The organism is Vibrio sp. R15-SG3-ISO1B, from assembly GCF_059833835.1.
On sequence record NZ_JCBDGG010000036.1, the window covers coordinates 1 to 14,713 of the forward strand.

Genomic DNA, 14,713 nt, shown 5'->3' on the forward strand with positions numbered 1-14,713 from the left:
ATATCAAGCAGGTCAACGCTGGCCGTGTCTACAAACTGATCGATCAGTTCGGCCCTATTTCTCGCATCGACTTATCCAAGTTGAGCGAGTTAGCACCAGCGAGTATCACCAAGATTACTCGTGAGCTGATAGAGGCGCACCTTATCCATGAAACCACAGTGCAAGAAGCCACCAGTCGTGGTCGACCTGCGGTGGGGCTTCAAGTCAATAACGAAGGCTGGCAATTTCTCTCGATGCGTCTTGGTCGCGGTTATCTGACCATTGCACTGCATGAGCTGGGTGGTGATGTCCTCATCGATACCAAAATCGATATTCACGAGACAGACCAAGACGACGTGCTCGCGCGACTTTTACATGAAATTGACGAGTTCTTCCAAACCTACGCCGATCAGCTTGATCGCGTCACCAGTATTGCCATCACGTTGCCGGGCTTAGTGAACTCTGAGCAAGGCGTCGTACTGCAAATGCCGCACTATCACGTCGAAAATCTAGCCCTAGGCCCAGAGATTTTTAAAGCCACGGGTTTGCCTGTGTTTATTGCCAACGATACCCGAGCTTGGGCACTAGCAGAAAAACTGTTTGGCCACTCACAAGAGAACGACAACTCGGTACTCATCTCGATTCACCACGGCCTCGGGGCTGGGATCGTTTTGGATGGCCGTGTTTTGCAAGGTCGTCACGGAAACATTGGTGAGCTTGGCCACATTCAAATCGACAAAAACGGTAAGCAGTGTCACTGCGGCAACCGTGGTTGTTTAGAGACCGTTGCCAGTTCACAAGCGATTCGTGATGAGGTGACCGAGCGTATCGCTAATGGTGAAGAGTCATCGCTCTCGTCGATTGAAGAAGTGTCGGTTGAAGACATTTGTGAAGCGGCGGCGAACGGCGATCCACTGGCGGTCGATGTCATCCAAAAGTTGGGGCGCTACCTCGGCTCTGCGATTGCGATGGTGATCAATTTGTTCAACCCTGAGAAGGTGTTGATTGGCGGCGCCATTAACCAAGCCAAAACCATTTTGTACCCGGAAATCCAAACCTGCATTGAAGAGCAGAGTTTGCCTGTCTATCATCAAGATCTGGAACTGGTGGAATCGCGCTTCTACAAACAAGCGACCATGCCGGGCGCGGCGTTAATCAAACAGGCGTTATACGATGGCCTGCTGTTGATGAAAGTCATTGAGGGTTAACGCACGTCATCTCATAGCCAAGCTTTATCTTTTCCACTTTCCCATATAATCTTGAAAAGGGATGGGGTGAATACCCTAGTTAATTTGTCTTAATACATTGGTTGAGAAGTAGTATGTCTGGAGTATTAAATACCGTAGATCAGCGCACAAACTTGGTGGGTGAGAACCGACTTGAGTTGTTGCTGTTTAGCCTCAACAGTCGTCAAATCTTCGCGATCAATGTGTTTAAAGTGCGTGAAGTGATCAAAGTGCCGCCATTGACCAAAATGCCCGGCTCTCATTACAACATCACGGGTGTCGCATCACTGCGTGGTGTCTCTGTGCCCGTGATTGACCTGCGCGCTGCCATTGGTTTCCCGCCTTCTCGTCTTGAAAATCAAGAAGAAAATCTCATCATCACCGAATACAACCGCACTGTGCAGGGCTTCCTAGTAGGTCAAGTGCGCAATATTGTTAACACCGCATGGAGTGAAATTCAGCCGCCACCGAAAACGGCAGGACGTGCGAACTACCTGACAGCCATTACACATGTGCAAGAAGACAGCCAGCAGAAGATTGTCGAAATCATCGATGTAGAAAAAGTGCTGGCTGAGATCATTGACTACGACGTCTCCATTTCCGAAGGCGTACTGGATGAAGAGTTGTCGACACAAATGGTCGGACGCAACGTCTTGATTGTTGATGACTCCTCGACGGCGCGCGCTCAGGTGAGAGGAACCTTGTCGCAGCTGGGCCTTAATATCATTGAGTGCCGCGATGGCCTTGAAGCGTTGAGACTGCTTAAGTCTTGGGCGGATGAAGGCAAGAATGTGGTTGAGGACTTGTTGCTAATGATCACCGATGCCGAAATGCCAGAAATGGACGGCTACAAACTCACCTATGAAATCCGTAACGATCCGCGTATGAAAGATCTCTACGTGACCTTGAACACCTCGCTCAGTGGCAGTTTTAACGAAGCCATGGTGAAAAAAGTGGGCTGCGATCGCTTTATCTCCAAGTTCCAGCCGGATTTGCTGGTGGAAGTGGCGCAAGATCGTCTGCGCGATGTACTGAGCAAGTAAGTCTGACTTGTTGTGACCTTTGGGTTTGATCTGACGGGCTCACCATTTAATGAAAATCTCGCAAGCGGCTGTTTAAGTCTGCCAGTTGCTCGGTCATATCCTCTAAGCGCCCAGCGATGACATGTGTGACGTCGCCTTCGCGTTCTAAAATCCCTTTGACTTTGAGTATCTTGGCGGTCAGGTAAGCGTTTTTTTGCGCTCTGGCGGTCGCTTGCCACACCACAACATTGATATTGCCGGTATCGTCTTCCAGAGTAAAAAAAGTCACTCCAGCGGCGGTTCCCGGGGATTGTCTGCCCGTGACCACACCCACCACGGTGACTAAGGACTGATGCGGCTTTTGCACCAGTTGATTCATCCGAGTAAAACGGCCTAATCGCTGAGCGTTATCCAGCAGTGTGATGGGGTGGCTGTGCAGCGATAGCCCAGTGGCGGCGTAATCTTCAAGTAAGGTTTGTACATCGCTTGGGGCGGGTACCGGCGCGGATTGCTCATCATTGAGGTGGCGAAACAGTGGCAAGTCATTGAGTGAGTCCATCATCGCCCAGCGGGTATGGTAGCGATTGTTGGCAATGGTGTGCATGGCGTTGGCTGAGGCCAGTGCTTCGAGCTCTTTCTGGTTTAAGCCTATGTGTTTGAGTTGGCTTGGGTGGTGAAAGGGTCCGTTATGGCGCGCTTTGAGTACCTGCTTAGCGCTGGTTTGACTGAAGCCTTTGATGAGACGAAAGCCCAGCCTTAGGGCAAATCCGTGTTCATCGCGTACGACCTGATGGTCATACTCAGAGTGGTTGATACAGGTAGGTAATACGCGCAGTTGGTGGCGACGCGCATCTTGGATCAATTGAGAAGGGCTGTAAAAGCCCATCGGCAAGCTATTGAGCAGCGCCGTATAAAACGCGTAAGGGTAATGGCACTTTAGCCATGCCGAGCAGTAAGCGAGCACAGCAAAGGAGGCGGAGTGGCTCTCAGGAAAACCGTATTCGCCAAAGCCTAAGATCTGGTCAAATAATCGCTCGGCAAACGCTTGTTCATAGCCGCGCGCTAACATGCCCTCAATCAGTTTGGTGCGAAACTTCACCAAATCGCCATTTTTCTTCCATGCCGCCATTGCGCGTCGCAACTGATCGGCTTCCCCGCCACTAAAGCCGGCGGCCACCATCGCCAGTTTGATCACTTGCTCTTGGAAAATCGGCACCCCCATTGTGCGTGACAGCACCTCTTCCACCTCTTTTGAGGGGTAGGTGACGGGCTCTAAGCCATCACGGCGCTTGAGAAAGGGATGAACCATATCCCCTTGAATTGGCCCTGGGCGCACAATCGCAATCTGTATCACCAGATCATAGTAGTTGGCGGGTTTGAGGCGCGGTAGCATACTCATCTGCGCGCGTGATTCAATCTGAAACACGCCCACGGTGTCGGCTTTTTGAATCATGTGATACACCTTGGGGTCATCGCCAAGGCGGGTAATGTCGGCAATCGATAAGTTGCGTCCGTGCCAGAGCTCAATCAAGGCAAAACATTTGCGAATGGCGCTGAGCATGCCCAGTGCCAGCACATCGACTTTGAGCAGTTTGAGGCTTTCTAAGTCATCTTTATCCCACTGGATCACGGTGCGATCGGCCATCGCGGCATTTTCGATCGGCACCAGTTCATAGAGTGGACCTGCGGAGATGACAAAGCCGCCCACATGCTGTGATAAGTGACGCGGAAAGCCCAAAATCTCATTGACCAAGTCGATAAACTGCCGGCCTTTGAGTGAGCCCGGTTGCAGGCCCAACTGTACGATCTGAGCTTGCCAACCTTGAGTGCGGTCACGGCGGTTGACGTTGTGAATGAAGTGGTCAAGTTGGCTCTCTTCAATGCCAAGCGCTTTACCGACATCACGTACCGCACTTTTAAAACGATAGGAGATCACCGTTGCGGCGAGCGCTGCGCGTTCACGGCCGTATTTTTGATAAAGGTATTGAATGACCTCTTCGCGTCGCTCGTGCTCAAAATCGACATCAATATCGGGCGGCTCATCGCGCTCTTTACTGATGAAACGCTCAAACAGTACTGAGATTTGTCTTGGGTCAACGGCGGTAATTTCTAAGCAGTAGCAGACGACGGAGTTGGCCGCTGAACCTCGCCCTTGGTAGAGGATTTTCTGGCGTTTGGCAAACATCACCATGTCATGAATGGTGAGAAAGTAAAACGGATAATCGAGCGCCTCAATCAGCGCTAGCTCTTTTTGAATGGTGTGTTCAATCTCCTGAGGAACGCCGTCTGGAAAGCGTGCTATTTTGCCTTTTTCTACTAATGCGGTTAGGTAACTCATCGGGGTGTGGCCGTCAGGAATCAGTTCGCTAGGGTATTCGTATTTGAGCTCGCTGAGACAGAAATGGCAGCGCTTAGCAATCCGAACACTCTCCGCTAGCCATTCAGCTTTAAACAGTTTGTTGAGCTTATCTTGGCTGCGCAGGCTGCGCTCCGTGTTGGCGAGCAAATGCGCAGAGACCTGTTCAACACTTTGACCAAGACGAATCGCGGTGAGGACATGTTGCAAAGGCAGGCGTGTTGCACTGTGCATCAATACGCCGCCGCACGCCGTAATGGGTAAATGAAGCGATTCGGCGAGCTGCTCACAATGGGCTAAGTAGGAGTGATCGTCCTCTTTAAGATGGCGCTGAACACCTATCCATAAGCGATCGGCATGGTGTTGATGGAGCCAGCGTCCCCAGCGGTTATCTTCGCTGTGGTGGGTGGGGAGCCAAAGCACAAAACAGTGGCGAACGGACATCAGATCCCACTCTGATAGTTGATATTGCCCTTTCTCTGAGCGCCGACGCGCATTGGTAATAATCCGGCACAGCTCGGCGTACGCTTCGCGGCTAGGGCAGAGTAACACCACGTGGCAATGGGGGTTCAACCAAAATACGCTGCCGACAATCAAATGAATCCCGAGTTGGTGCTGCTTAACGGCACTGTAGGCGCGCACCACGCCCGCGACGGAGCACTCATCGGTAATGGCCAGTGAGTGATAGCGAAGAAAATCCGCCTGCAAGATCAGCTCCTCTGCGTGAGAAGCGCCGGTCAGAAACGAGAAATTGGTTTGGCAGTAAAGCTCAGCGTACGACATGCTTTTCTCTTGGGTTCAGTGCTAACAAAATAGGCCATGCAAAAACCACTGCCGCTGCGGGGTGCGATAGACCCACAACCAGCGCCCAACCTCACTGCGAGCAATGAAGTAATCCCGAGTGATGCTGTTACCATCCCACCATCCGGTTGCAATGCGTTCGGGGCCTTGAATCAAGGTGACGTTCTCTTCCAGTGGCTGAGCGTTGTCGAGTAACACCAAAGGGCGAAACTTCGGTGTAGCCAGAGAGGTCGGAACGGGGCGCTCTGGCTCGCGCAGCGCCAGTGATTTTTCCGGTCTAGGGTCGGCGGTGAGGGCGATTTTACGTACCTGCTGCGCGCCTAGCTTGGCTTGCAGTAGGCTGATGAGCTCCAACTCGCTCTGTTGGCCCTGCTTTTTGCCAAATAGGTTAGGGCTGGTGGATTCTAATTCGCCGCCGCGTACTAACTTGAGTGTCAGTCCTTGTACTGGCGCGTCGAGTTTCATCGACTCCAACGTCAGCTGGCACAGCGTCATCCAGCGCGTGGCCAGATAATCACCACTGGCAGAGGTAAAGTGAATCTGCGCCTCTTGTCCTTCCCGTTGATGCAGCGTGAGTGTGAGCTCGTAGGCCACTTGATTGCGCAGCATAAGGAAGGTTTCCAGTTGATTGAGCAGGCGCTGCAAAGGGCGAGTGAGCCACGCAATGGTCTCAATCTCAAACAGCAGCTCCAGATAACGCTGGAAGGACTCGGGCGGATGGTAGAAATCCACCGGATGCTTAAATTGGCCCATCAAGCGGCCAACATAGTTGACCAAATCAATATCAAAGCGGCGGGCAATATCTTGCATTGGCAATGCCAGCAGTTGTTCGAGTGTGGTTATCCCGACGCGCGCGAGTTTATCCACTTGCGAGGGGGCGAGTTCGGTCGCGTGCAGAGCAAACGGTAAAAGGGCTTGATGGAGTCTCTCTTGACGCTCTTCAATCATGTCTGTACCCGATTTGGCCAATAGCATGGCGCACAGCGGAGAAAACCCCGTGGCGTAGTGATAGTGAAGGCGCATCGGCGCGTTGCAATCGATCTCTTCTGTCTCTTTTCCATCCACCGACCAGCGCGTGAGGTGCTGACTGAGCTGCTGCCAATACTTATCCAACCCCTCGTATAAGGTCAGCATATCGGTAACTTTAAGTAGCAAGCCATTGGGGGGATAGAGCGCAATGTCAGAGGTGACGAAATAGAGCCACTGCGCCAGTTCCAGTAACAACTTATGCTCGACATCGGCATCATAAGGGTGCACTTGCAGAGTCGGGCAAAGCGCACTGGCGCTGCCTAGCCCCATGCCGGGTTGGATCCCTTGAGCATGAGCCGCTGCATTTAACTGCACAACCCTAAAGCGTTGAGGATCGACAATCACCAGCGGATCACCTTGCGGCGTGTGAAACAGCGCGTCCAGTTGCAAGGACGGAAAATGGAGATACAACCAGAGCGTCATCGTTAGCCTTGCTGCCTCAGTGGAAAGGGGAGAACGTCAGCGCTTGATGGCGAGCGAGCCTGCGTCAGTGCTGGCCAAGTGCGGCTCATATCCAGGACAAAACTGGCGTGTGGCCATCCGCCGCGGCGTTTGGTGATAGTGACCTCTAAGCCCAAAGGGTGCGGGCGCAGGGCAAGGCTTAAGCTCACCGGCAGTGATGCCTGGCTGTGCTGCTCGGATTTGAACAAAAAAGACAAACTATCACCGCGTTCACTGGCGACTTGCAAACGCCGAGCTTGGTGCACTTCTAACTCGCTTGACCATAACAGCACATTGCTGCAAGCGCCGCTTTTTAAACATTGTTCAGCGGCCCACAGCGCCTCTTTGTGCTCGCGTGGGTAGAGGAGCAAAATCTTATTCATATCGAACCCTTCGCGGATGAGCTGCTCGGCGCATAGATACCCCGGCGGCTGAATAAAGACCGACAACCGCTCTTGAGTGGTGTTTCTTAGATGGGGAAGCAACAGGCGCAGCTCACCAATAGCAGCGGGCGAGCTCAGCTCCACCACACCTTGCTTCGGGAAGCCGCCGCTGAGTTTTTGATCAAGCAGATCATAGCCAGTGGTGTAGTGGTCTTGCTCTGCTAAGGTTTGATTACCCTGCCAAAGCCATTGTTTTTGCTTAAGATGTTCGATCAGTTCATACATAACTATTTACCTGTATATATATACAGTATAATTGTTTATCAACGATCGACAAGATCCTCGTGGTGTGAGTGAATAAAAAAACGCCTCACACAGAGTGCAAGGCGTTGAGAAGTCGGCGTTTATTGGTGATTATTTTTTCGGTTGCGCGTCAATACACTGACCGTTGACGGCGCGACCTTCTGGTGCCATCAAGTAGAGATACAGGGGCATCAGATCGAGCGGTGTTTTGAGTAAATCGGCATCTTCCGCTGGGTAGGCTTTTGCGCGCATGCCTGTGCGGGTCGCGCCTGGGTTGATGGCATTAACACGAATAGTCGAGTCACTGAGCTCATCCGCCAACACTTGCATCATGCCTTCGGTTGCAAATTTGGACATCGCATACGTGCCCCAGAACGCGCGGCCACTGTGACCCACGGTGGATGAGGTAAAGACAATGCGCGCATCGTCGGATTGACGCAGCAAAGGCAGCAGGGCCTGCGTCATCAAAAAGGGCGCTTTGACGTTGACTTGCATCACGTCGTCGTAGGTGTCCTCACCGATTTGATCAAACGGACTGATCACGCCAAGCAAACTGGCGTTGTGCAGCACACCATCAAGACGTCCAAACTGGCTCTCAATCGTATCGGCCATATCCAGATAGTTTTGCTTGCTCGCGCCTTTCATATCCAAGGGAATAATCGCTGGCTGAGGGTAGCCGGCGGCTTCAATTTCGTCGTAGGTGGCTTCGAGTTTTTTGACGGTGCGGCCAAGGAGAATCACCGTTGCGCCATGCTCTGCATAAGAGAGCGCCGCTTGTTTACCAATACCGGCTCCCGCGCCAGTAACCAGAATAACCTTACCTTTCAGGGCATCTGAAGAGACAGCATAATCCACGATGTGCATCCTTATTGTAATCTTCTGCTTTAAGTCTTCGTGACAAGGTGGTTACAATACACCAATTCGCCTAGGAGAGGATATTCACATTGGAATTTTTGTTGGAGTACGGGCTGTTTTTAGCCAAGATTGTGACTGTTGTGGTCGCGATTATTGCGATTTTAGTGATAGCCAAAGCCGCGGGTGGCAAGAGTGGCAGTGCGAAAGGTGAACTGGAGGTGACCAACCTCAGTGAACAGCATAAACACACCGTCGATACCCTTGAACATCATCTGCATGATGATGCGTTTTTGAAAGCGCGCGACAAGGCGGAGAAGAAGAGCCAGAAAGAAGAGACCAAAGCGCGCGAGAAAGCCATTAAACAGGCAAGTAAAGCGGGTGAGTTAGACAGCCAGCGCGAGCCGCACCTTTTTGTGTTGGATTTTAAGGGCAGCATTGATGCGAAAGAGGTGGCTTCGCTACGTGAAGAGGTGACCGCCATTCTTGCCGTGGCCCGTGAGGGAGACGAAGTTCTGCTGCGTCTTGAATCGGGTGGTGGCATGGTGCACGGCTATGGCTTGGCCTCTTCGCAATTGGATCGCATTAAGCACGCGGGCATTCCACTGACCATCGCGGTCGATAAAGTGGCGGCCAGCGGCGGTTATATGATGGCGTGCATTGCGGACAAAATTGTCTCGGCACCATTTGCGATTGTCGGCTCTATTGGCGTGATTGCCCAGTTGCCAAATTTCAACAAGTTGCTGAAAAAGCACGACATCGACTATGAGCAGCTGACTGCTGGTGAGTACAAACGCACCCTCACCATGTTTGGTGAAAACACCGACAAAGCGCGTGAAAAATTCAAACAAGAGCTTGAAGAGACGCACGATCTCTTTAAAGACTTCATCCGTGAACATCGCCCAGAGTTAGCGTTGGAGAAAGTCGCTACCGGTGAACACTGGTTCGGCACACAAGCGCACAAACTGGGCTTGGTGGATGAAATCAACACTTCCGATGACCTTATCGCCACCGCCTGCAAGGAAAAAACCGTGTTGGCGATCCATTACACACAAAAGAAAAAGCTGTCATCCAAGCTGGCCGGCATTGCCGGAGAGGCCGCCGACAACGTGATCATGAAGCTGATGGATCGCGGACAAAGACCGATTGTGTGATAAAGATAGATGCTTTGGTAACACGACGTCTAAAGCCTAACTCCCAAAAGCCCACTTCGGTGGGCTTTTTGCTGTTTGGTATTGGTACGGAGCCAATGTGTACCTCGTTACTGTATGAGGAATAACCGATATTCCTCATAAAATATGCACTTCGCTACACTCGCACGAGCATGCTTATTTGTCTCCGAGGAATTATGAAATTTCGTACCAAACTGATCGTAGCAGGATCAGCGATATGTTTAGTGTCGTTGAGTCTATTATCGACCCTTAACTACCGTGCATTGAGTAAAGAAGTGGAGAGTTCTATCTCAACAATGATTGACCTCTCGATGAAACAGGTAGCCGATAATTTGTCGGAGACCATGAAGGCCAAATATGATTTTGCTGATTACCTATCGGAGTTGACGGCGACCGCACCTCAAGAGAGTGTTCATACTATTTTCAATCAATCGGCACTGAATCATGTCTTTGTTACCGCCGGAGTCGGTTATGAAGATGATGGCCGAATTGTGCACAATGATGCCAGTTGGACGCCACCGAGTGACTGGGATTCTCGCACTCGCCCTTGGTATGTGGACGCAAAGCGCGTGGGTCAACGAGTGGTGACAGAGCCGTATGTGGATGAAGGCACAGGCGCAGTATTGATCTCTGTGTCACAACCGATTTACCAGAGTGGTCAGCTTGAGGCAGTGAGCTTTTTTGATGTTGACCTTTCTGTGTTGTCAGCCACTGTCAATGAGGCTGACGTGCCACACAGCACGCTATTCATTGTTCATGAAAATGGCACCATCATTGGTCACCCAAACGCGCAATTTAATGGTCAGCCTCTGACTCGTTTCATTGCAAATGGTGCGATTAGCAATGATGTTAAGATCTTGCCTGTTAATGGGCGAGATTACTATGTCACCTACCAGCCAGTGCCTGATACACGCTGGTTTGTCGGCATCCTCGTCGATTTTGAGCAGACACATCTTCCTTTGCAGAACATGAGAACAAGCTCGATGATCATTGCCACTCTCTTGATGTTCCTCAGTTTAGCGGTTTTCTTGGCGATCATCGCTTGGCTAACCCGCCCATTGCGTCAACTGAGTGCAGCGATGGACAACGTTGCAAGTGGCGATGGCGACTTGACTAAGCGTCTTGATACCAATACCGATGAAGAATTTAGCCAGCTGGCGAAAAGCTTCAACAACTTTGTTGCGACGATTCAAGCGCTGATTAAAGACAGCCAACGCACAGCTCACGATGTCACTCATGTGGCGGAATCGACCAATATCGCGGCGAACGATTCACGAATGCTGTTGGACACTCAAGTGCAAGAAGTGGAGCAGTTGGCGACCGCGATGAATGAGATGTCGACGACCTGTGCGTTGGTGGCAGAGAACGCACAGAGCGCGGCGCACGCTGCGCAATCGGCGGATCACGCCGCAGAAGAGGGCTCCAGCATTGTCTCGCTGACGTCTGATTCTATCCAAACGCTGGCGCAGCAGATGGAGCGCGCGTCGAAAAGTGTCCGTGAACTGGAAGCCTCAACCGACAGCATTGAATCTATCGTCAGCGTGATTAATGGCATTGCTGACCAAACCAACCTGCTTGCATTGAACGCGGCGATTGAAGCGGCGCGTGCGGGCGATTCAGGACGCGGTTTTGCGGTAGTGGCGGATGAGGTTCGCACCTTAGCGCAGCGCACAACGGAATCGACCACCGAAATTCGCGCTATGATTGAACGCTTACAAGCGGGCGCGAACACGACGGCTTCGGCGATGACTCAGAGCTACGATCTGGCGATGGAGACGGTAGAGCACGCGCACAGTGCCAATGAGTCACTGCATCGCATTAAAGATGCGGTGTCGCAAATCACCGAAATGAACATCCAAATTGCCTCCGCGGCGGAAGAGCAAAGCTTGGTGGCTGAAGAGATCAACGGCAACACGGTGAACATCAAAGATCTGTCGAGCCAAGTAGCAGAGCGCACGTTGGAAACGTCTAACTTAGTTGAGCAACAGACGCGCCTTGTCGAAGAGCAATCATCAGCACTCAACAAGTTTATTGTTTAGTCGAAATGGCCCCAGCTTAATGCTGGGGCTTTTTTTTGAGCGGTGAGCGTGCGTTAACTGGCTTTTAGAGTACGTACGAAGGGTACGCCATCGTTATCATGATGAACCGTGGCATCCACATTGTAGATGGACTTCACCAGCTCTGTGGTCAAAATGGCATTGGGCGCGCCGCTGGCGACCAATTGCCCCTGTTTGATGACCAGAAGATGGTCGGCGTATTGCGCCGCCAAATTAAGATCGTGCAGCACCATAATGCTGACAAACTGCTGCTCGCGTGTCTGTTTCACTAAGTGATCAAGCAAGACATGCTGGTGGTGAAGATCCAATGCGCTAACGGGCTCATCAAGTAACATGATCTGCGGGTTGCGCATGATAGCTTGGGCGAACAAAATCATCTGCCGTTGACCGCCACTGAGTGAGCTAACGTTACGATTCGCCAAATGGGCCATGCCAATACTGTTGAGAATGTGCAGCCCTTGCTTGAGTAAATCATCATCAATGCGCAAGCTCAAACTATCGAGCCTGCCCATCAGTACCACTTCTATCACACTCAAACTCACTTCAAGGTGAATGTCTTGCGGCATGTAGCCAAAGCGAGCACGCCAGCGAGCGAGAGCTTTCGGGTTGAGCGTGGTCTCTTGATGACGAATGGCACCTTGAGAGAGGTCAATATCGCCAAACAGCGCTTTCAAGAGTGTGCTCTTTCCGGCGCCGTTGGGACCCAGTACCGCAGTGACTTGGCCGGGATTGAGCTCAAAGCTGATGTTATCCGCTAGCGTGAGATTATCGATATGAATGTGAATATGATCCGCAACCAGCACCATTAACCTCGCTTCGCCAAGATAAGCCAGAAGAAGAAAGGCACGCCAATAATGGCGGTGACTATGCCAATGGGAAATAGCGCGCCTGGCACGATGATTTTAGATAGCACAGAGGCGCCTGAGAGCAAAAATGCCCCAACCAAAAACGACATCGGCAAAAAGAATCGCTGATCTTCACCCACCATGGATTTCGCCATATTGGGGGCGACAATGCCGACAAATCCGATGATCCCAACAAAACTGGTCACGGTTGCGGTGATCACCGCGACGATAAACAGAGTTTTTAATCGCAGCCGTTTGATGTTAACGCCAACGCTTTTTGCCCGCTCTTCCCCAAGGCGCAGCGCGGTGAGTTGCCACGCATCTTTCATCAGCAACACGCCGCCCAATAAGACCACCGCCGCAGTAATGGCTAGGTTATTCCACGTTGCTTTCGACAGGCTACCAAAGAGCCAAAATAGAATCTGCTGACTGAGTTCAGGGGAGGAGACAAACTGCACCAACGAGAGCAGCGATTGAAACAGAAACAGCAGCGCAATGCCGGCAAGAATCAGCTGGCCAGAGCTAATATGACGCACCGATGCGAGAGAGAACAAAAAGCACGCCGACAGCATACAACACAAAAACGCGCCGAGTGGCACCGCATAGTTGCTGCTGATCCCCCAAGATCCCATGTACAGAGTGATAGCCGCGCCAAAACCAGCGGCGGCGGCCATGCCTAAGGTGTAGGGGCTTGCCATGGTGTTGTTCAGTAGCGTCTGCATTTCTGCACCGCCAACGCCAAGTGCGCCGCCAACGACGATCGCCATCAAAGCGATGGGCAAGCGCAGGTTGGTGACAATGATTTGCGTGGATGCATCGACTTGATACGGCAAGCCAATCCATTCCAATAATGAGTAGAGGACTTTGGATGCATTGAGCATCGAAGGCCCGGTCATGATGTCAAAAACAAACGTCATCACAATCAGACAAGCAAAGGCGATAATGACGCCTACGCGTTGCTTCTCGTTGCGGCGCTGCTGCTTGATTAACTGTTCTAAGGCGACAGATTCCACGTCATCTTACCTGTACAAAAGGGCGTATTCGCATAAATAAAGGTGGTGATATTACCATTAATGATAGTTAGTTGCATTATCATTCATAAAGGGATTAATATGTCGCAAAACAACAAGGAATTGACCCAATGATTAAACAGTTAATGATGTTTGCCGCACTCTGTTTTAGCGGTTTCACTTTTGCCCAAACCACCACAGTAACTGACGTTCTAGGACGTGAGGTGACCTTTGATGCACCGGCGCAACGAGCCGTCGTAGGATTTTACCCTGAAGATTATATGGCAATAGGCACGGAAGCGGCGTATGACCATGTGGTTGGCATGTCTAAATACATTTGGCAAGCACGTTCGGCGAGCTGGGCGAAGTATGTCAAGCACCGCCCCTCTCTTGATGAGATCCCCGAAATCGGACGTGTAGACACCAACACCTTCTCGGTAGAAAAAGTGATCGGCTTGAATCCCGACGTCGTGCTACTGGCGGATTGGCAATTTAAGGCACTTGAATCGGATGTTGAGCGTATGCAAAGTGCCGGGATCGCAGTGGTCGTTGTGGATTACAACGCCCAAACGGTGGAGCGCCATGTGCAAAGCACTAAGCTGATTGGGGTCATCACTGGTCAGCAAGCGCGCGCACAAACCATTGCTGATGAGTACCAGAAAAACGTAGAGATGATCAGCGAGCGTCTCGCGAAAGCCAACCTGCCTAAGCCGCGTGTCTACACCGAATATGGTGCGGCGGGCGTAAGCGAAACTGGCTACACCTTTGGCAAAAACATGTGGGGTGCGATTGCGACCATGGCGGGCGGTGACAATATCTCCGCTCCATACGTCGAGTGGTGGGGCAAACTCAACCCAGAGCAAATCCTCGCTGCGAATCCAGAAGTGATTGTGATGACAGGCTATGAATCAGGCAGCGCCGATGACTCTATGGTCATGGGGCAAGGTGTGGATGAAGCGCTAGCGAAGCAGCGTTTAGCCGGATTTCAGCAGCGCGTCGGTTGGTCAACCCTATCTGCGGTGCAAAACCAGCGTATGTTTGCGGCGTATCACGGTGCATGCCGTACGATTCTTGATGGCGCGATGATTCAGTTCTACGCGAAAATTCTTTACCCATCCCTGTTTAGTGATTTAGACCCTGCTGGTCAATACCAGGCGTTTTATGAAAAATACCTGCCGATTAGCCCAACCGGCACCTTTATGACTGAGTTATAAGAGCTCAGCTGTTAGGTTGGTTA

General features: G+C 51.5%; 11 protein-coding genes. 5 read left to right on the plus strand and 6 right to left on the minus strand.

The window, feature by feature from the left end:
- Window positions 1–2 precede the first annotated feature (2 nt).
- Together mlc and AC6R0S_RS10915 are read left to right on the plus strand one after the other, a co-directional pair.
- Complete coding sequence (mlc, locus tag AC6R0S_RS10910; protein ID WP_500637905.1) at window positions 3–1,187, plus strand: sugar metabolism global transcriptional regulator Mlc; 1,185 nt, start codon at window positions 3–5, stop codon at window positions 1,185–1,187.
- 113 nt (window positions 1,188–1,300) lie between these two features.
- Window positions 1,301–2,248: a chemotaxis protein CheV gene (locus AC6R0S_RS10915; RefSeq protein ID WP_500625579.1), complete on the plus strand. Its 948-nt coding sequence runs from the start codon at window positions 1,301–1,303 to the stop codon at window positions 2,246–2,248.
- A gap of 46 nt (window positions 2,249–2,294) precedes the next feature.
- Here the strand turns inward: AC6R0S_RS10915 and AC6R0S_RS10920 are convergent, their stop codons facing one another.
- From AC6R0S_RS10920 to AC6R0S_RS10935, 4 genes are all read right to left on the minus strand, one after another.
- Window positions 2,295–5,366: an error-prone DNA polymerase gene (locus AC6R0S_RS10920; RefSeq protein ID WP_500637906.1), complete on the minus strand. Its 3,072-nt coding sequence runs from the start codon at window positions 5,364–5,366 to the stop codon at window positions 2,295–2,297.
- A gap of 21 nt (window positions 5,367–5,387) precedes the next feature.
- Complete coding sequence (locus AC6R0S_RS10925; RefSeq protein WP_500637907.1) at window positions 5,388–6,836, minus strand: Y-family DNA polymerase; 1,449 nt, start codon at window positions 6,834–6,836, stop codon at window positions 5,388–5,390.
- A 2-nt stretch (window positions 6,837–6,838) separates the two neighbouring features.
- Window positions 6,839–7,522 carry a translesion DNA synthesis-associated protein ImuA gene (gene imuA, locus AC6R0S_RS10930; RefSeq protein ID WP_500633512.1) on the minus strand — a complete coding sequence of 228 codons (684 nt, stop codon included), beginning with the start codon at window positions 7,520–7,522 and terminating at the stop codon, window positions 6,839–6,841.
- Window positions 7,523–7,651: 129 nt separating this feature from the next.
- Window positions 7,652–8,395 carry a YciK family oxidoreductase gene (locus tag AC6R0S_RS10935; protein ID WP_500629691.1) on the minus strand — a complete coding sequence of 248 codons (744 nt, stop codon included), beginning with the start codon at window positions 8,393–8,395 and terminating at the stop codon, window positions 7,652–7,654.
- Between the two features lie 89 nt (window positions 8,396–8,484).
- Here AC6R0S_RS10935 and sohB point away from each other — a divergent pair, with 89 nt between their 5' ends.
- Both sohB and AC6R0S_RS10945 read left to right on the plus strand, forming a co-directional pair.
- A complete protein-coding gene (gene sohB, locus AC6R0S_RS10940; RefSeq protein ID WP_500637908.1) occupies window positions 8,485–9,546 on the plus strand; it encodes a protease SohB in 1,062 nt (353 codons plus the stop codon).
- 194 nt (window positions 9,547–9,740) lie between these two features.
- Window positions 9,741–11,603: a methyl-accepting chemotaxis protein gene (locus AC6R0S_RS10945; RefSeq protein WP_500637909.1), complete on the plus strand. Its 1,863-nt coding sequence runs from the start codon at window positions 9,741–9,743 to the stop codon at window positions 11,601–11,603.
- A 53-nt stretch (window positions 11,604–11,656) separates the two neighbouring features.
- Here AC6R0S_RS10945 and AC6R0S_RS10950 read toward each other — a convergent pair whose 3' ends face one another.
- Both AC6R0S_RS10950 and AC6R0S_RS10955 read right to left on the minus strand, forming a co-directional pair.
- On the minus strand, window positions 11,657–12,427 hold the full coding sequence (locus tag AC6R0S_RS10950; protein ID WP_487902375.1) for an ABC transporter ATP-binding protein: 771 nt from the start codon (window positions 12,425–12,427) through the stop codon (window positions 11,657–11,659).
- On the minus strand, window positions 12,427–13,479 hold the full coding sequence (locus AC6R0S_RS10955) for a FecCD family ABC transporter permease (RefSeq protein ID WP_334568275.1): 1,053 nt from the start codon (window positions 13,477–13,479) through the stop codon (window positions 12,427–12,429). Before AC6R0S_RS10955 ends, AC6R0S_RS10950 begins: the two co-directional genes overlap by 1 nt.
- Before the next feature lie 128 nt (window positions 13,480–13,607).
- Between AC6R0S_RS10955 and AC6R0S_RS10960 the strand changes: the two genes are divergently transcribed.
- Window positions 13,608–14,690, plus strand: coding sequence for an ABC transporter substrate-binding protein (locus AC6R0S_RS10960; protein WP_500637910.1), 1,083 nt, complete (start codon window positions 13,608–13,610; stop codon window positions 14,688–14,690).
- Window positions 14,691–14,713 lie beyond the last annotated feature (23 nt).